Here is a 17,936-nt window from a genome sequence, read left to right as displayed (position 1 = left end):
GGCTGGGCGAGGTGTGACAGGGGCGGCGGCGGGGTGCAGCGGAAGCGCGGCTCGGGCGGAGTGCAGTTGGGGCGAGCTGTGGTGGGGGGTGGAGGCGCGGTGGGGCGGAGCGCGAGGGCGGGAGCGCGGTGGGGCGGTGGGGCGGAGTGTGAGGGCGGGAGCGCGGTGGGAACGAAGCTGCGGCGAGTCGGAGGCGGGGCTGGCAGGGCGGGCGGCGTTCGGCGGGAGCGGCTTCGGCAGCGCTGCTTCCCCGGCAGCGTGCTTCTCGGGCAGCGTGGCTTCTTGGGCAGCGTGGCTTCTCGGACGCCGGGCCGGAAGCGGCACGCTCCTCGCCGGAGTTGCCGCCAACAGCGCTGGCCGCCCGGAAGCGCCGCTCCACCAACGCAAACCGCGTGCCCACGCAACCCGCGCACCCACGCGATCCGGGCCGCCCACGCAACCCGCGCACCCACGCAAACTGGGCCGCCCACGCAATCCGCGCGCCTGCGCGATGCGCTCCGCCCGCGTGTTCCGGCCGCCAAGGCGGTCCTGCCCCGCCGACGCGATCCGCCGTGCCGGGGCTGGCCACGCCGCCGGGGTCAGCCAGGCCGGCCGGGGTTTCCGGCAGGCGCGGGGTGGCGCGGGGTGGCGGCATGGGCGGGGGTCAGTCTGGGGGGTTGTCCAGGAGGGTGGCGTCCAGGTTGGCCTCGCGGAGTTCTTCGCGGACTACGCGGAAGGCCAGGCCCTCGGAGTAGCCCTTGCGGGCCAGCATGCCGACCAGGCGGCGGATGCGGGTTTGTTCGTCGGCGGACTGGAGGCTGCCACCGCGGAGGCGTTTGCGGACCAAGTCCCTGGCTCGGGTTTCCTCGGCCTCGGGGTCCACCGCGGCCACCGCCTCGGCGGCCACCTCGTCGGCGACGCCCTTGCGGCGGAGCTCGACGCTCAGGGCGCGGCGGGCCATGCCCTGGTAGGCGTGCCGGGAGCGGACCCAGACCTCGGCGAAGGCGGCGTCGTCGACCAGGCCTACCTCGTCCAGGCGGGCCAGCACCGTCTCCGCGACCTCCGGCTCCACTCCCTTGCGCGCCAGGCTCTGCGCCAGCTCCGCCTTGGTGCGCGGGCGGGCGGTGAGCAGCCGCAGGCACACATCCCTGGCGTAGGCCACGGGATCCTGCGGCTGCTCCTGCCTGCCCTGTTCGGAGCGCACGGTCAGAAGTCGACCGAAGCGGGCGCGGTGTCGTCGGCGTCGAGCTTGGCGCCGATGCCGAGCTTCTCCTTGATGCGCTTCTCGATCTCGTTGGCCACGTCCGGGTTCTCCCGCATGAACTTGCGGGCGTTCTCCTTGCCCTGGCCCAGCTGGTCGCCCTCGTAGGTGTACCAAGCACCGGACTTGCGCACGATGCCCTGCTCGACGCCGACGTCGATCAGCGAGCCCTCGCGGCTGATGCCGACGCCGTAGATGATGTCGAACTCGGCCTGCTTGAACGGCGGGGCCACCTTGTTCTTGACCACCTTGACGCGGGTGCGGTTGCCGACCGCGTCGCCGCTGTCCTTGAGCGTCTCGATGCGGCGCACGTCCAGGCGCACCGAGGCGTAGAACTTCAGCGCCTTGCCACCGGTGGTGGTCTCCGGGCTGCCGAACATGACGCCGACCTTCTCGCGCAGCTGGTTGATGAAGATCGCGGTGGTGCCGGAGTTGTGCAGCGCGCCGGTGATCTTCCGCAGCGCCTGGCTCATCAGCCGGGCTTGGAGGCCGACATGGCTGTCGCCCATCTCGCCCTCGATCTCGGCGCGGGGCACCAGCGCGGCCACCGAGTCGATCACCAGCACGTCCAGCGCGCCGGAGCGGATCAGCATGTCCGCGATCTCCAGCGCCTGCTCGCCGGTGTCCGGCTGGGAGACCAGCAGCGCGTCGGTGTCCACGCCGAGGGCCTTGGCGTAGTCGGGGTCGAGCGCGTGCTCGGCGTCGATGAAGGCGGCGATGCCGCCGTTCTTCTGCGCGTTGGCCACCGCGTGCAGGGCGACCGTGGTCTTACCGGAGGACTCCGGACCGTAGATCTCCACGACCCGGCCACGCGGCAGGCCGCCGATGCCCAGGGCCACGTCCAGTGCGATGGAGCCGGTCGGGATGACCTCGATCGGCGGGCGCCCCTCTTCACCCAGGCGCATCACCGAGCCCTTGCCGAACTGCTTGTCGATCTGGGCCAGCGCGAGTTCGAGGGCCTTGTCTCTGTCGGGTGCTGCGGGTGGCATCGCTGTGGTCCGCCTTCTCGTCCGGGCTGGTCTTTGTGGGTCGCGCTCACGCTAGCGGGCAGGACCGACAATCCTCCGCGAGGTGGTCGCCGTCTGTGGATAACCGGCCCGATGTGGACAACAGGCTAACCGAACAGGTGTTCGATCCGAAAACCGACACGCCGACTGGTACGGTGCCGCGCCCCGAGAGGGTTTCGGCCTGGCCGCGGCCACACTTGAGGCAGCGGCGCTTGCCAGTGTCAGAGCCAGCCGTGCCGGATCGCCTGGACGCCAGCCTGGAACCGGGTCTGCGCGCCGCACCGGTCCATCAGCTGCCGGACCCGGCGCTGCGCGGTCCGCGGCGCCATGCCCAGCTGCCGGGCGATGCTCTCGTCGGTCAGCCCGGCGGCCAGCAACGCGAGCAGCTGCGGGTCCACCTCCGGCTCGGGTTCGGCCGCGGCCGCGCCGGTGAACGGGATGCTCCGGTCCCAGTACAGGTCGAAGGTGGAGTGCAGCACGTCCAGCAGCGGCGACGGGCGGATCACCAGCACGCTGTCGATGCCGGTCGCGCCGACCACCGGCAGCACCGCGCCGCGCCGGTCCACCAGGCCCAGCTTGAACGGCAGGTCCGGGGTGACCCTGGCCTTCTCGCCACCTGCCACCAGGCTCAGCACCTCGGCCAGCCGCCCCGGCAGCTCAAAACTGGACCTTTCATAGACCACGCGCCAGCAGACATCGCGTTCGCTGCTGTCGTTCTCCAGCCCGATGAACTCCTCGGAATGGGACAGATAAGGCGGTTTGTCGAGAACGCGGACCTCGTCCCTGGCACTGAGCAACAGGGCCCGCCACTGGGACAGCGCGGCATCCGCGCCCTTCACCACCTCGACAATGGAGTCGTCATCCGGACAACCGTTGCCGGACTGCCGGTAGAGCTCCATCAGCCGGGCGGTCTCGGCGCGGGCGCGGCGGTGCTCGTTCTCCCGGTCGGCGATGAGCAGCTCCACCGCGAGATCGGGCGCGACCGCGCACCAGCGGGGCGTCGCACCGGCCACCCTGCGCACCAGGCCGCGGCTCTCCAGCTCCAGCAGCACCTCGGCCAACCTGCGCGGATCACGTTCCGACCCGGCCATGGCCAACTCGGCGGCACTGCTCGTGCCGCCACGCAGCAGCAGCTCGTAGACCGCCGACTGGGCCGGGTCGACCCCGAGGTTTGCGAACACTCGCCCTCCCGCCTGTGCCGGTCATTGTGACCCCCGGAAAGCGAAAAGGCACTGTCGAAGCCGATTGTCCGGATCACCAGTATTCAAGTGATTATCCGACTATGCGGCCATCGGGTCGGCAATCGGTTAGACCATTCGCCGCAGGTCGTGAACGCATCGTAGTCAGCTGATGACGGAAACGTGACCGACTAATGGCGTGAACACGGTGCTGACGTAAAACAGCCGCGTCCAACCCTGTGCCTGCGATCACACCAATGCCTACCTTCCGAGTCCCCTGCTTTGGAAGGAAGCCCCCTGTGAACCGTGTGTTCCGCACGGCGCTGGCCACGGCGTCCGTGCCCGCCGCCCTCGTCAGCAGCCTGATGCTGCTGCCCGTGACCGCCCAGGCCGCCCCCAGCGGCGCCCAGCCCAGCCAGCCGGTGACCGAGCGCCCGTTCGAGCGACTGATCGTGGGCTACCAGTCCAGCTCGCTGGAGGCCAGCTCCGACGACGCGGCCGCCAGCGACGCCCGCGGCAAGGCCGCGAAGGTCGGCAAGGACCTGCGGCTGCACCGCCGCATGTCCACCGGCGCGGCCGTGGTCGACCTCGGTGGCAAGACCACCAAGGCCGAGGCCGCGCGCACCATCGAGGAGTTCCGGGCCGACCCGAAGGTCGCCTACGTCGAGCCCGACCTGATGATGCAGCCGCTGGCCGCGCCCAACGACACCGAGTACCACCGGCAGTGGGACCTGTTCGAGGCCAACGCCGGCATGAACGTGCCAGGCGCCTGGGACTCCGCCACCGGCACCGGCGTGACCGTCGCGGTGATCGACACCGGTTACGTCGCGCACTCCGACCTGGCCAGCAACATCGTCAGCGGCTACGACTTCGTGGCCGACGCCGCCCGCGCCAGGGACGGCAACGGCCGGGACGCCAACCCGGCGGACGAGGGTGACTGGGTCAAGCGCGGCGAGTGCGGCACCGACGCCAACGGCCAGCCGGTGCCCGCCAAGGACACCGACTCCAGCTGGCACGGCACCCACGTGGCAGGCACCATCGCGGCCAGCACCGGCAACAGCAAGGGCATCGCGGGCATCGCCTACAACGCCAAGATCCAGCCGATCCGGGTGCTGGCCAAGTGCGGCGGCGCCACCTCCGACATCGCGGACGCGATCAACTGGGCCTCCGGCGGTTCGGTCACCGGCGTGCCAGCCAACCAGAACCCGGCCAAGGTCATCAACATGAGCCTGGGCGGCAAGTCCAGCTGCTCCAGCACCTATCAGAACGCGATCAACGCCGCGGTCTCCCGCGGCACCACGGTGGTCGTGGCCGCGGGCAACAGCAACGACGAGGTCTCCGGCTACACCCCGGCCAGCTGCAACAACGTCATCTCGGTCGCCGCGAGCAGCCGCGAGGGCAACCGGACCTGGTACTCCAACTACGGCGCCAAGATCGACGTGGCCGCGCCGGGCGGCGAGACCCGCAGGGCCAACGACACCCCCGGCACCATCACCACCCCGGAGAACGGCATCTGGGCCACGCTGAACAACGGCGCGAGCACCCCCGGCGCGGAGAACTACGAGCCGTACCAGGGCACCAGCATGGCCGCCCCGCACATCGCCGGCCTGGCCGCGCTGATGGTGGGCAAGGACAAGGCGCTGACCCCGGCCTCGGTGGAGCAGCTGATCAAGGACAACGCGCGGGCGCTGCCCGGCACCTGCACCGGCGGCTGCGGCGCGGGCCTGGCCGATGCCACCAAGACGGTGGCCGCGGTCGGCGGCACCACTCCCCCGCCGGCGGGCACCTTCAGCAACACCGAGGACGTGGCGATCCCGGACCGCGGCGCCGCGGTGACCTCCGCGATCACCGTCACCGGTCGCACCGGCAACGCCTCCAGCGCGCTGAAGGTCGCGGTGGACATCAAGCACACCTTCCGCGGCGACCTGGTGGTCGACCTGGTGGCCCCGGACGGCACCGTCTACTCGCTGAAGCGCTCCTCGGCCAGTGACTCGGCGGCCAACGTGCTGGCCACCTACACGGTGAACGCCTCCAGCGAACTCGCCAACGGCACCTGGAAGCTGCGCGTGCAGGACGTCGCCAGCTACGACACCGGCAAGATCGACTCCTGGAGCCTGACCTTCTGACCACCCGGTTGAGGTAATGCTGACCCGCCCGGTCCCTGCTCCGGGCGGGTCAGCGCCGTTCTGGCGGCACGTCGAAGTCCTCGCACACCGCGCGCCACACCTGCTTGGCCGGGAATCCCGCGTCCAGCGCCTGGTTCGGGGTCCGGCCGCCGAGTGCGGAGAAGACGTGGTCACGAGCCAGCATGTCGGCGCGGACCTCGCCGAACTCCTCGGCCATCAGACTGCGGAACACCGTGTTTCTCATCAGGGACCAGACTACGGCCCCGGCCGGTAGGCTCGGCGCGTGTTCGACTTCGGCGACGACCCCACCGGTCTGTCCTCCCCGATCGCCACCATCGCGACCATCGGCGCGCTGGTGGCCATGATCGTGCTCTACCTCCGGTACCTGCGGAACTCGCGCGGCCGCGACGACGACTAGACCGGTCGCAGCGCGGTGAGCGCGCAGACCACCAGCAGTGGCAGCGCGGCGAAGCCGACCACCAGCCCGAGCGCGCCGTAGGACCCCGCGGTCACCAGCACCCCGGCCAGCACCCCGCCGCAGGCGCCACCGGCGTTCATCAGCAGGTCCGACAGGCCCTGCACGGCGGGCCGCTCGGCGGTGGGCACGCTCTCGGTGAGCAGCGCCGACCCCGCGACCACGCCCGCTGACCAGCCGAACCCCAGCACGGTCAGGGCCAGCGCGAGCTGCGGCGCGTCCTGCCCGGCCGCGGTGCCCGCGATGCCGGCCGCGGCGACCACCAGGGCCGCGCCGAGTCCCAGGATCGGCACCCGGCCGTGCCGGTCGGCCAGCCAGCCGAAGACCGGGCTGGCCACGTACATCGCGGCCGCGTGCAGGCTGATCACCACGCCGACCACGGCCAGCGAATGGCCGCCGTGGTCCAGGTGCACCGGGGTCATCGCCATCAGGCCGACCATGGCCGCGTGGCAGAGCACGATCCCGGCCAGTGCCAGCCCGGCCTGCCCGCGCAGGTGCCGCCAGGCCGACCAGGCCCCCGATGGCACCACCGGCACGCCGCCGTGCGCCGGGCAGTTCACCCCGGCCGGCGCGAAGGACCTGGCCAGCACCAGTGGGTCGGGGCGCAGGCCGAGGCCTGCGCACAGCGCGGCGGCCAGGAACACCAGCGCCGCCACCAGGTACGCCCCCGCCGCCGCGGGCAGCCCGAGCTCACCGGCCAGCTGACCAGCGGGTCCGGCCAGGTTCGGTCCGACCAGCACGCCCGCGGTGCTGGCCCAGACCACCACCGACAGCGCCCGCGCCCGGCGTTCCGGCAGCGCGAGGTCGGTGGCGGCGTACCGGGCGGCGAGTCCGGCCATCGCGCCGCCGCCGAAGAGCACCAACGCGCCCAGCAGCAGCGGCCAGCTGCCCAGCACCAGCGCGAGCACCGCCAGCACCGACCCGAGCACGCCGGTCCCGTAGCCCAGCACCAGCGCCGGCCGCCGTCCGCGCCGCTGCGCCAGGGTGGCCGCGGGCACCGCGAGCAGCGCCGAGCCGATGGTGGAGGCGGTCGCGGCCATCCCGCCGACCGCCGCGCTGCCGGAGAGCGCGGCCCCGGCCAGCGCGCTCACCGCGACTCCGGCGGCCACCCCGCCCGCGCCGAGCACCTGGGTCGCGGTCAGCATCCCGAGCACCCGGCGCTGGGCGGCCGCGACCGGGGTCACCGCGGGCCATCCAGCCGGAGTGACCGGCCGATGATCTCCTTCATGATCTCGTTGGTGCCGCCGTAGATCGCCTGCACCCGGCCGTCCAGGAAGTACTTGGAGATCGGGTACTCGCTCATGTAGCCGTAGCCGCCGTGCAGTTGCAGGCAGCGGTCGGCCACCCTGCGGTCGATGTCGGTGGCCCACCACTTGGCCATGGCCGCGTCCTCCGCGGTGAGCCTGCCCGCGACCAGGTCCAGCACGCAGCGGTCCACGAAGGTCTGGGTGACCCAGTACTGCGTCTCCATCTCGGCCAGCTCGAACCGGGTGTTCTGGAACGCGCCGATGGAGCGGCCGAAGGCCTTGCGCTCGCGCACGTAGTCCTCGGTGAGGTCGAGCATCGCGCGCACCGCCGCGGCCGAGCCGACCGCCATGGACAGCCGTTCCTGCGGCAGGAACCGCATCAGGTGGTAGAAGCCGCGGTTCTGCTCGCCGATCAGGTTCGCCGCGGGCACCCGCACCTCGTCGAAGAACAGCTCGGCGGTGTCCTGCGCCTTCTGCCCGATCTTGTCCAGGTTCCGCCCGCGCTCGAACCCCGGCATGCCCCGCTCCACCGCGAGCAGGCTCAGCCCCTTGCTGCCCTCGGCCTCCGGATCGGTGCGCGCGACCACGATGACCAGGTCGGACAGGATGCCGTTGGTGATGAAGATCTTGGACCCGGAGAGCACCCAGTCCGAGCCGTCCCGCCGCGCGTAGGTGCGGATGCCTTGCAGGTCAGAGCCCGCGCCGGGCTCGCTCATGGCGATCGCGGTGATCAGCTTGCCCGCGCAGAAGTCCGGCAGCCAGCGCTGCTTCTGCTCCTCGGTGGTCAGCTCGCGCAGGTACGGCCCGACGATGTCGTTGTGCAGCCCGAAGCCCAGCCCGGAGGCCCCGGCCCGCACCACCTCCTCATCCTGCACGGCGTAGAAGCGGTAGTCCGGCTCGCCCCCGCCGCCGAAGCGCTCCGGCATGTCGATGCCGAGCAGGCCGAGCTTCCCGGCCTCCTCCCACACCTCCCGCGCCACGATGCCGTCCCGCTCCCACTGCGCGTGGTGCGGCAGCACGGACCTGGCCAGGAACTCCCGCACCGTCGCCCGCAACGCCTCGTGCTCGTCCCCGTACAGCTGACGCTCCATGCCTCGATCGTGACATGGGGTTCTGCCCGGCGGAACCGCTCAGTGGATCACTCGCGGCAGGCGACCGAACGGGCAACCGCAGACCGCCATTCAGGTAACGGTTTGGCCCGGCGACATCACATTCCGTCTCCGTCCCCGTCGCACCGTGCGTTGCGTCACAGAACAAGTCGAAAGTTGAAGCAAGAGTTCGTCCGAACGCAGGAATCGTGTCGGCTGGGGCGACTAGAGAGGGGACGACACAGTGTCCGCACAGGCGCATTCCCTAGGGGGACTCGGTGGGGTGCTACGCCGGGACATCGCCAGGCGCACGACCGCCGTCTTCACCCCGGTCCGCGCGGAGTCCAGGGACGCCGAGCTCGACGGGGTGGTGTCCGCGGCCATCGCGGGGGACCGGCAGTCGGTGTCCTGGCTGCTCGGTTACATCCGGCCGATCGTGGTCCGCTACTGCCGCACCCGGATCGGCCGCCAGGAGCGTTCCTTCGCCTCCGCCGACGACGTGGCCCAGGAGGTCTGCCTCGCGGTGCTGACCGCGCTGCCCACCTACCGCTCGCAGGGCCGCCCGTTCCTGGCCTTCGTCTACGGCATCGCCGGGCACAAGGTGGCCGACGCCTACCGGCACGCCGCGCGCAACATCTCCGAGCCGGTGCCCGAGGTGCCGGACACCGTGATCACCGAGGGCGGGCCGGAGCAGCAGGCGCTCTACCGCGAGCTGTCCACCGAGATGGGCAAGCTGCTGGACGTGCTGCCGCCGAAGCAGCGGGAGATCCTGGTGCTGCGCGTGGTGGTGGGCCTGTCCGCCGAGGAGACCGCCAGCACGGTCGGGTCCACCCCTGGCGCGGTGCGGGTGGCCCAGCACCGGGCGATCAGCCGGTTGCGCACCCTGCTGACCAGGTCGAAGCGCGCCTAGACCTAGGGTCGGCGGCATGAGCGTGTTGCGTGCCGAGATCGACGGACAACCGGCCACGGTCGAGCAGCTGCTGACCACGACCACGGTCAACTACGGCCACTTCACCGGCATGACCGCGGTGGACGGCCGGGTCCGCGGCCTTGACCTGCACCTGGCCCGGCTCGGCCACGCGACCAGCGCGTTGTTCGGCACCACCCTGGACCTGGACCGGGTCCGCGCCCTGCTGCGGCAGGCACTCGCCGGCCTGCCCGGCCCGGTCAGCGCCCGGATCAACGTCTTCCCGGCCGCGCTCAGCTGGGACGGGCTCGGCGCGCCGATCGAGCCGAGGGTGCTGGTACTCATCCGCCCCGCGCCGGAGCCCGCGACCACTCCCCTGCGCACCCGCACCGCGCGGTACACCAGGGACGCGCCGGAGTTCAAGCACGTGGGCACCTTCGGCCTGTTCCAGCAGCAGCGGCTGGCCCGGCTGGACGGCTACCAGGACGTGGTGTTCCTGGACGAGCGCGGCAGGCTCAGCGAGGGCTCGATCTGGAACCTCGGCCTCTTCGACGGCGAGCACGTGGTGTGGCCGGAGGCGGCCGTGCTGCCCGGCATCGCCTACCAGCTGCTGCGCCGCGGTCTGGCCGAGCTGGGCGTGCCCGAGCTGGACCGGCCGGTCGAACCGGCTCAGCTGACCGGTTTCCGGGCCGCCTTCTTCACCAACGCGCCCACCGGCGCCCGCGCCCTGAGCAGCATCGACGAGGTCGAGTTCGCGGTGGACCCCGAGCTGATGGACCTGCTCCGCCGGGCCTACGAGCTCGCTCCGTGGGATGAGGTCTGACCCGCCGATCGTTGTCGGTCGATCGCACGAAAAAGTGGAACTCTCACCAGGTTTCGGCCAATAAGGAAAAGGGGCTTCCCTTTCCGCCCCCGTTCCTACCGAGGGGTCCAACGAGATGAACCGAAGATCACGGACGTTGGCCGGGCTGGTGGCGCTGGCCACCGCGAGCGCCACCCTGGCGGTCTCGCCATCGGCCGCCGCGGCACCCGCTCCCGCACCCGGTGCGGGCACGCAGCACCAGGTCACCCTGATCACCGGCGACAAGGTGCGCGCGGCACAGCGCGCCGACGGCGGCTGGCAGCTCAACGTCGACCCGGCACATCGCTCAACGTCGTTCGGCTTCCGGCAGTTCCCGGTCACCCGCGATGGCAAGACCGACTGGTACCTGGTGCCGGAGCGGGCCGAGCGGCTGCTGGCCGAGGGGCTGCTGGACCGCGAGCTGTTCAACGTCACCGGCCTGATCCGGCAGGGCTACGACGACGCGCGCAGCCCGGTGCTGCCGCTGCTGGTGCAGTACCCGGAGGCCGCGGCCACCCGCCGTGCCGCGGCGCTGCCGGGCGTCACCGCGCAACGTGAGCTGCCCAGCCTGAACCTGGCCGCGGTGGACGGGAAGAAGGCGGCGGCGACCGATTTCTGGCGTGAGCTGACCCAGCAGGGCCCGGCCGCGCTCGCCGGTGGGGCCAGCAAGATCTGGCTCAACGGCAAGGTGAAGTCCTCACTGGACACGAGCGTGCCGCAGGTCGGCGCGCCGGCCGCCTGGCAGGCCGGGTTCACCGGCAAGGGCGTCACGGTCGCGGTGCTGGACACCGGGATCGACGACACGCACCCGGATGTGGCCGGGAAGGTCAAGCACAGCAAGGACTTCAGCGGCAAGGGCAACGTCAAGGACGGCGACGGGCACGGCACGCACGTGGCCGCGACCGCCGTGGGCTCTGGCGCGGCCGAAGGCGGCAAGTTCAAGGGGGTCGCCCCGGAGGCCGACCTCGCGGTCGGCAAGGTGCTCAACGACAACGGCAGCGGCCAGTTCGACGACATCATCGCGGGCATGGAGTGGGCCGCGGGCGAGGTCAAGGCCAAGGTCATCAGCATGAGCCTGGGCGGCGGCCCGACCGACGGCAGCGACCCGATGGCGCTGGCGGTGAACACGTTGACCCGCAAGCACAACGCGCTGTTCGTGATCGCCGCGGGCAACTACGGCTCGCCCGGTTCGGTGTCCAGCCCGGCCAGCGCCGACCTGGCGCTGACCGTGGGCAGCGTGACCAAGTCCGGTGGCCGCTCGGAGTTCTCCAGCCAGGGACCGCGGGTCGGCGACGGCGCGGTGAAGCCGGAGATCTCCGCGCCGGGCAGCGACATCGTGGCCGCCCGCGCCACCGGCACCGCGATGGGTGAGCCGGTGAATGACCGCTACACCAAGGCATCCGGCACCTCGATGGCCACGCCGCACGTGGCCGGCGGGGTGGCGATCCTGGCCCAGCAGCACCCGGACTGGACCGCCGAGCAGCTCAAGTCGGCGCTGGTGTCCACCGCGGTCCCGGTCGCGGGCAGCGGCGTGTTCGCCGTCGGCGGCGGCCGGATGGACCTGGGCAAGGCGGTCGGCGCGAAGGTGCTGGCCGGGCCGAGCGTGGTCAACGCGTTCCTGAAGTGGCCCAGCACCAAGGCGGAGACCCGCACGGTGACCTACACCAACCCGGGCACCGCGCCGATCACCCTGAACCTGAAGCTGGACCTGGCCGACACCTCGGGCGCGCCGGCCCCGGCGAACCTGGCCAAGCTGTCCGCGAGCTCGGTGACCGTGCCCGCCGGCGGCCATGCCTCGGTGACGCTCACGCTGACCCCGCGCGCGGCCAAGCAGGGCAGCTACGGCGGCGTGCTCACCGCCACCGACGGCACCACCACGGTGCGCTCGCTGGTCGGCGCGCACGAGGAGGGCGAGCACTACGACGTCACCGCCAAAGTCCTGTTGCAGGACGGCAAGCCCGGCACCGCGGACAACGGCCAGGTCATCCTGACCCGCCACCAGGACGGTGAGGCCTACCGGATGCCGCCCGGCGGCAGCGTCCGGGTGCCGCCCGGCACCTACACCGCGATCGGCTCGATCACCACGCCCCGGCCGGACGGCGAGCCGACCATCGCGATGGTGGCCAACCCCGTGGTGAAGATCAGCAAGTCGGCCACGGTGAACTTCGACGCCCGGCAGGCCAAGCAGGTCAAGATCAGTGCCGACCAGGCCGCCGCGCGCAGTGGCTACTGGCTGGCGCAGATGCGGCAGCAGATCAAGGACACCGGGCAGACGCACAGCTTCGGCTGGTTCCTCAACCCCCGGTTCTCCCACTTCTCCGCCTACTCCACCGCCGGGGTCAGCTCCCCGTCGTTCAGCTTCGCCAACAACATCCGGCTGGAGGAGCCGGACCTGGAGCTGTTCACCGAAGGCGCGCAACGCCAGGAGATGGCCGTCGGCTGGCTGCGCGGCTCCGCCGAGGACCCGGTGAACACCAAGCTGCCCTCGGTCTACGCGGGCAGCGGCACGGTGGAGGAGCTGGCCAAGGTCGACGCCAAGGGCAAGCTGGTGGTGATCGGCCTGCCCGGCCAGACCACCTATGACGAGGTGTACCAACGGATCCGCAACATCAAGGCGGCCGGTGGCCTGGTCGCCGGGCTCTACGTCAGCGACGAGCAGCCCTTCCGCGCGGCCGCCAAGCTGGCCGAGGAGGAGAACCCGGCGGTGCTGCCCTCGGTGCGGGCCTTTGGCCAGTACGGGCCGAAGCTGGCCGAGTTCGCCAAGACCGGCGGCCAGGTGTCGCTGATCGCGCGCAAGGGCAGCAAGTTCCGCTACGAGCTGGCCTACCCCGCCGCGGGCAAGGTCCCGGCCAAGCTGGAGTACCAGGCCAAGCCCGCCGAACTGGCCACGGTGAACTCGGTCTACTACGGCTACAGCCAGAACGAGCCGCCCATCGTCGGCGGTTACTACCAGACGCCCAGCGGCTGGATCAGCACCCAGAGCTTCACCGAGGGCGTGGCCTCGGCCGAACGGGTCGAGTACTTCACCCCCGGCAACTGGGACCTCAGCGTCGGCGGCTGGTGGGGCGCCTCCGGCGACCTGACCGCCAAGGTGAAGCTGGAGGCGGGCAAGTCCTACCGGCACGAGTGGAACAAGGCGGTCAACGGGCCCGCGTTCCACGGCACCACCAGCAGCGCCCTCGGCGAGAACCACCCGTGGGCCTGGATCAAGGGCGACCTGATCGACGTGACCGTGCCCTGGTGGTCCGACGCGGCGGGGCACCCCAGGGTGGCCGACCCGAGCTGGGAGATCGACAAGGGCAGCACGACGCTGTTCGCCGATGGCCAGGAGGTGGCGCGGCACAACCTGCCCGGCCGCGGCGTGTTCGTCCGCCCAGGGGCACGCGAGTACCGGCTGGAGTCCGACGTCAGCAGGGACGCGCCGTGGTGGACCACCTCCACCAAGGTCAGCTCGGTGTGGACCTTCGCCCCGCCCAGGGTGGAGACCGGGCCGCTGCCGCTGTACACCGTGCGGTTCGCGCCGCCGGTGAGCCTGCGCAACGTGGCCCCCGGCGACCGGGAGTTCGCCATCCCGGTGACCGTGCCGCGCCAGGACGGCCCGGCCCAGCCGGACAGCCTGACCGTGGACTACTCGGTGGATGACGGCGCCACCTGGCAGCAGGCCAAGGTGGACAAGACCGAGGCGGGCTGGACGGCGACGGTGCGCAACCCGGCCAAGGGCTTCGTGTCCTTGCGGGCCAAGGCTTCCGACGGGTCCAGCAAGGTGGAGCAGACCGTGCTCAAGGCCTACGAGATCGGCTGAGCGAATGCGGCGGCGTCCCGGTCAAGGGACGTCGCCGCCTCAGCTGGTGGTGCCGGGCTGGATCTTCTGCTCGAACAGGTCGGCCATCGCGTTGGCGCTGCCTGGTTTGCCGCTCACGTTGACCGCCCCGAACAGCGGCCGCCCCTCCACGGTGAACACCACCCACCCGGTGTTGTTGTTCACCGCGGCCGAGTACCGCCCCTTGAGACCGTTGCCCTCCCACTGGGCCTCGACCTTCTCGCCCTTGCCCGCGAGCTGCTTGGTCATGGCCGCGGCCAGGTCGGCCGACTGCTGGGAGGAGGCGTGCTGGTAGATCACCTGCACCTGCTGCCCGTCCGCGGTGAGACTGCAACTGGCCTGCGCCCCGACCAGCTTGGTGATCTCGGCAGGCAGGTTGCTGGACCCAGTGCCCTTGGCGCACTTCGCGCTCTCGGCCACCGCGCCCGCGAGCTGCCGCGTGCAGTCGGTGAACCCCTTGTCATCGGCCGTGCCGACCGCCTGGCAGTCCTGCGCGCTGGGCAGGCTCGACCCGCTCAACGCGATGACCCCGAACACCACACCCACCACGACCACCACCGCCGCGGCGATCCCGATCAGCAACGTCTTGTTCTTCTTCTTGCCCGCACCCTGCTGCGCCTGCTGGTGACCCTGTGGATAACCACCCGGGTACTGCTGATGAGAGCCGTAAGGTTGCTGCTGCCCCGGGTACTGCGACTGGTTCGGCAGTCCAGCGGCCGGGGTGGCACCCGGCTGCGCGGCATACGGCGACTGGCCGCCCCACGCCGCGTGACTGCCCGTCGCGTGGCTCCCTGTCCCATGGCTGCCCGTCGCGTGACTGCCTGTCGCATGGGCGCCTGCCGCATGGCCGCCCGTCGCGTTGGCGTCCTGCGGCGAGTACAGGCCTGGCGGGGTGTGCGTGCCCTGCCCCGCCTGCCCGTGCGCTGAGTGAAGGCCGTGGGCCGCCTGGTCATACGCGCCCTGGTCATACGCGCCCTGGCCATGCCCGCCCTGGTCGTACGCCGCTTGGCCATGCCCCGCCGCGCCCTGTCCCGCCTGCCCATGCCCTGCTTGGCCATGCCCTGCCTGGCCGTGCCCCGCCTGGCCCTGGCCCGCTTGCCCGTGCCCCGCCGCGCTCTGCCCGGCTTGGGCGTACCCGTCCTGCCCCTGCCCGTCCGCGGCGTGCGCGCCCTGGGCCGTCGCGGCCGCCACGTCCTGGGTGCGCATCGGGTTGTCGTCCTGCGGCACGTCGTGCGCGCCCTTGGCGACCGCGGTCTCCGGCTGGTCCAGGCTCGCCGGCACCACCCGCAGCCGGTCGGCGATCAGCTGTGCCACCAACGGAATCCGGCTGGACCCGCCGACCAGGTAGATCCCGGCCAGCTGCTCCGGAGCCATGCCCGCGCGCTGGATCGTCTTGGCCAGCACGTCCACGCTGCGCAGCAGGCTGGGCCGGATCAGTGCCTCCAGCTCGGTGCGGGTGACCAGCACGTCGGAGAACTCCTCCGGCATCGGCACCTCGGTCTGCTGGTGCCGGGACAGCGCCTCCTTGGCCTCGCGCACGTCCTCCAGCAACGTGCGGCGGGCGCGGCGGTCCGCGGTGGACTCCGGGCGCAGCAACCGCTGCCAGCGACCGGGGTCGCGGAAGGAGACCTCGCGGCCGACGTGCACCAGCAGCGCGTGGTCGACGTCCAGGCCACCGAGGTCGGGCAGGCCGTCCTCGGCGAGCACGGTGAACCCGGTGGGCGTGACCCCGACCACGGCGACGTCGAAGGTGCCCGCACCCAGGTCGTAGACGGCCAGCGCCTGCCCCGGGCTGAGCTCGCGGTCCGGGAAGGAGGCGAAGTGCGCGGCCGCGGCGACCGGTTCCGGCACCAGCACCAGGTTCGGCCCGAGCCCGGCCAGCCGGGCCGCGGAGACCAGCGCGTTGCGCCGCACCGAACCCCACTGCGCGGGGTGGGTCAGCCGCACCTCGTCCGGCAGCACGCCGTTGAGCTGCCGCGCGGTCTCCTTGGCCACCCGCTCCAGCACCGCGGCCAGCGCGTCGGTGACGGTGATGACGTCGGTGCCCAGCAGCAGCGTGGTCTCGTCGATCCGCCGCTTCGGGTTCGGCTCGAACCGAGACGGGTCCAGCCGCGCCTGCCGTTCGGCGTCCCGGCCGACCAGCAGGGTGCCGTCCTCGTTGGCGTAGACCGCCGAGGGCATGGTCGCGGAGCCGTCCACCTCGATGACCCGCGGCGGCAGGCCGTGTGCGGACAGCACCGCCACGGTGTTGGACGTGCCCAGGTCAACGGACAGGACGCGCACAGCTCTCCCCTCGCCTTCCTTCAGCGGAGGCTGATGCTGCCATGTCCGAACGGAGCAACGTGGGCGGATCCCCTAATTGAGGGGTGTCAGTCGCCGCGCGGCTTGGCCCGGACGTGCATGCGCTCGCCCTGCGGGCCGAACAGGCTGAGGATCTCCACCGGCGCCTCACCGGTGCTGCCGAACCAGTGCGGCAACCGGGTGTCGAACTCGGCGGCCTCGCCGACCTTGAGCACCACGTCGTGGCTGGCCAGCACCAGCCGCAGCTTCCCGGCGAGCACGTACAGCCACTCGTAGCCCTCGTGCGTGCGCGGGTCCGGCTCGCTCTGGCTGACGCCGATGACCAACTTGTACGCCTGCAGCCCGCCCGGTTGCTGGGTCAGCGGCACCACGGTGCGGTCACCGTGCCGGACCGGCTTGAGCCGCACCCGCGGATCACCCACCGGCGGCGCCCCGACCAGCTCGTCCAGCGGCACCTGGTGCGCGTGCGCGATCGGCAGCAGCAGCTCAAGGCTGGGCTTGCGCTGCCCGGCCTCCAGCCGGGACAGCGTGCTGACCGAGATGCCAGTGGTCTCGGACAGCGCGGCCAGGGTGCACCTGCGCTGCTGGCGGATCCGTTTGAGCCGGGGGCCGACCTCGGCGAGCACATCGTCCATGTTCCTATTGCAGAAACAGCAACAAAGTTTGTCAAGTTGGCCCCTCGGCGCGCACAGTCAGGACATGACCGACATCGACTGGACCGCCATGGCCGACCTGCTGGAACGCGAGGGCGAGACCAACGCCCCGTACGTCACGCAGGCCTTGGCCGAACTCAGCCACCTGACCCCGAAACGCGTCCTGGACATCGGCAGCGGCCCGGGCGTGGCCGCCTGCCAGCTCGCCGCGACCTTCCCGGACGCCGACGTGATCGCCGTCGACGGCGCCCCCGGCCTGCTGGACCGCGCCGAGCAGCGCGCCAAGCGCCTGGGCGTCACCCTGCACACCCAGGTCGCCGAGTTCCCCGACGGCCTGGCCGAGCTGGGCCCGGCTGACCTGGTGTGGTCCAGCCAGGTCGTGCACCACGTGGGCGACCAGCAGGACGCGCTCAACCGCCTCACCGCGCTGCTCAACCCCGGCGGCGAACTGGCCATCACCGAGGGCGGCCTGCCCATCCGCACGTTCCCGCGCGACCTGGGCTTCGGCCGTCCCGGCCTGGCCGCCCGCCTGGACGCGGCCATCGCCGACCGCTTCAACGCGATGCGCGCCGACCTGCCCGGCTCGGTCACCGTGGCCGAGGACTGGCGGACCCTGCTCGCCAACGCCGGCCTGACCGCGGTCCGCAGCAAGACCTTCCTGATCGATCACCCAGCTCCGTTGTCCACCTCCCATCGCCAGTTCATCCGACACAGCCTGGAACGCCAGCGCCACATGGCCACCGAGGTCCTGGACGCCGAGGACCTCGCCACCATGGACCGCCTGCTCGACCCGGCCGACCCGGCGAGCGTCGACCAGCGCCAGGACCTGTTCTTCCTGGCCGCCCGAACGGTCCACTACGGCCGCAAGCCGTAACCGGCCGGCGGCCCGTCTGCGACCACACCGCGGCTCGGTCCATTCCGCGGCCCAGTCCTCGGCCCGGTCCAGGCCAGTCCAGTCCTCGGCCCGGTCCAGCGCCCGGCCCGGGCCAATCCCCGGACTGGCCTGCCCGGCCCGGGCCAGTCCGGTCCAGTCCCGGCCTGGACCTGGCCCGG

Annotated in this window: 14 protein-coding genes; 6 read left to right on the top strand and 8 right to left on the bottom strand. The window is 71.8% G+C overall.

Translation table 11 applies throughout. The annotated features are described in order from the left end of the window. Positions 1-643 precede the first annotated feature (643 nt). The 3 genes from M8C13_RS39015 to M8C13_RS39005 form a co-directional block, all read right to left on the bottom strand. Positions 644-1,183, bottom strand: coding sequence for a regulatory protein RecX (locus M8C13_RS39015; RefSeq protein WP_252485846.1), 540 nt, complete (start codon positions 1,181-1,183; stop codon positions 644-646). Positions 1,184-1,185: 2 nt separating this feature from the next. Continuing rightward, positions 1,186-2,229: a recombinase RecA gene (gene recA / locus M8C13_RS39010; RefSeq protein WP_252485845.1), complete on the bottom strand. Its 1,044-nt coding sequence runs from the start codon at positions 2,227-2,229 to the stop codon at positions 1,186-1,188. 239 nt (positions 2,230-2,468) lie between these two features. Next, positions 2,469-3,428 carry a hypothetical protein gene (locus tag M8C13_RS39005; protein WP_252485844.1) on the bottom strand — a complete coding sequence of 320 codons (960 nt, stop codon included), beginning with the start codon at positions 3,426-3,428 and terminating at the stop codon, positions 2,469-2,471. Positions 3,429-3,724: 296 nt separating this feature from the next. Between M8C13_RS39005 and M8C13_RS39000 the strand changes: the two genes are divergently transcribed. Further along, positions 3,725-5,551 carry a S8 family serine peptidase gene (locus tag M8C13_RS39000; protein WP_252485843.1) on the top strand — a complete coding sequence of 609 codons (1,827 nt, stop codon included), beginning with the start codon at positions 3,725-3,727 and terminating at the stop codon, positions 5,549-5,551. A 49-nt stretch (positions 5,552-5,600) separates the two neighbouring features. On the opposite strand, the gene M8C13_RS38995 is transcribed toward M8C13_RS39000, so the two are convergent. Continuing rightward, on the bottom strand, positions 5,601-5,795 hold the full coding sequence (locus tag M8C13_RS38995; protein ID WP_252485842.1) for a DUF3046 domain-containing protein: 195 nt from the start codon (positions 5,793-5,795) through the stop codon (positions 5,601-5,603). Between the two features lie 39 nt (positions 5,796-5,834). Here M8C13_RS38995 and M8C13_RS44890 point away from each other — a divergent pair, with 39 nt between their 5' ends. Next, a complete protein-coding gene (locus M8C13_RS44890) occupies positions 5,835-5,969 on the top strand; it encodes a hypothetical protein (protein ID WP_256510466.1) in 135 nt (44 codons plus the stop codon). Here M8C13_RS44890 and M8C13_RS38990 read toward each other — a convergent pair. Then, the gene (locus tag M8C13_RS38990; RefSeq protein ID WP_252485841.1) at positions 5,966-7,210 is read right to left on the bottom strand and encodes an MFS transporter; all 1,245 of its coding nucleotides are present in this window, start codon (positions 7,208-7,210) and stop codon (positions 5,966-5,968) included. The genes M8C13_RS44890 and M8C13_RS38990 overlap by 4 nt on opposite strands. Beyond that, positions 7,207-8,364: an acyl-CoA dehydrogenase family protein gene (locus M8C13_RS38985; protein WP_252485840.1), complete on the bottom strand. Its 1,158-nt coding sequence runs from the start codon at positions 8,362-8,364 to the stop codon at positions 7,207-7,209. Before M8C13_RS38985 ends, M8C13_RS38990 begins: the two co-directional genes overlap by 4 nt. 295 nt (positions 8,365-8,659) lie before the next feature. On the opposite strand from M8C13_RS38985, the gene M8C13_RS38980 reads away from it, so the two are divergent. The 3 genes from M8C13_RS38980 to M8C13_RS38970 all read left to right on the top strand — a co-directional run bounded on the left by M8C13_RS38980 (position 8,660) and on the right by M8C13_RS38970 (position 13,911). Next, positions 8,660-9,271, top strand: coding sequence for a sigma-70 family RNA polymerase sigma factor (locus M8C13_RS38980; RefSeq protein WP_308202911.1), 612 nt, complete (start codon positions 8,660-8,662; stop codon positions 9,269-9,271). Positions 9,272-9,287: 16 nt separating this feature from the next. Beyond that, positions 9,288-10,091 (top strand): aminotransferase class IV, encoded by an 804-nt coding sequence (locus M8C13_RS38975; protein WP_252485839.1) that lies wholly within the window; start codon positions 9,288-9,290, stop codon positions 10,089-10,091. 115 nt (positions 10,092-10,206) lie between these two features. Beyond that, positions 10,207-13,911, top strand: coding sequence for a S8 family serine peptidase (locus tag M8C13_RS38970; protein ID WP_252485838.1), 3,705 nt, complete (start codon positions 10,207-10,209; stop codon positions 13,909-13,911). Between the two features lie 39 nt (positions 13,912-13,950). Here M8C13_RS38970 and M8C13_RS38965 read toward each other — a convergent pair whose 3' ends face one another. Beyond that, complete coding sequence (locus M8C13_RS38965; RefSeq protein WP_252485837.1) at positions 13,951-16,212, bottom strand: Hsp70 family protein; 2,262 nt, start codon at positions 16,210-16,212, stop codon at positions 13,951-13,953. A gap of 86 nt (positions 16,213-16,298) precedes the next feature. Further along, complete coding sequence (locus M8C13_RS38960; RefSeq protein ID WP_252485836.1) at positions 16,299-16,865, bottom strand: helix-turn-helix domain-containing protein; 567 nt, start codon at positions 16,863-16,865, stop codon at positions 16,299-16,301. Positions 16,866-16,929: 64 nt separating this feature from the next. Between M8C13_RS38960 and M8C13_RS38955 the strand changes: the two genes are divergently transcribed. After that, a complete protein-coding gene (locus M8C13_RS38955; RefSeq protein WP_252485835.1) occupies positions 16,930-17,757 on the top strand; it encodes a class I SAM-dependent methyltransferase in 828 nt (275 codons plus the stop codon). The last annotated feature ends 179 nt before the right edge of the window (positions 17,758-17,936 follow it).

It is taken from the genome of Crossiella sp. SN42 (assembly GCF_023897065.1).
Lineage (GTDB): Bacteria > Actinomycetota > Actinomycetes > Mycobacteriales > Pseudonocardiaceae > Crossiella.
Note: the sequence above shows the minus strand (reverse complement) of the source record. Positions and strands in the feature narration are given on the sequence as shown.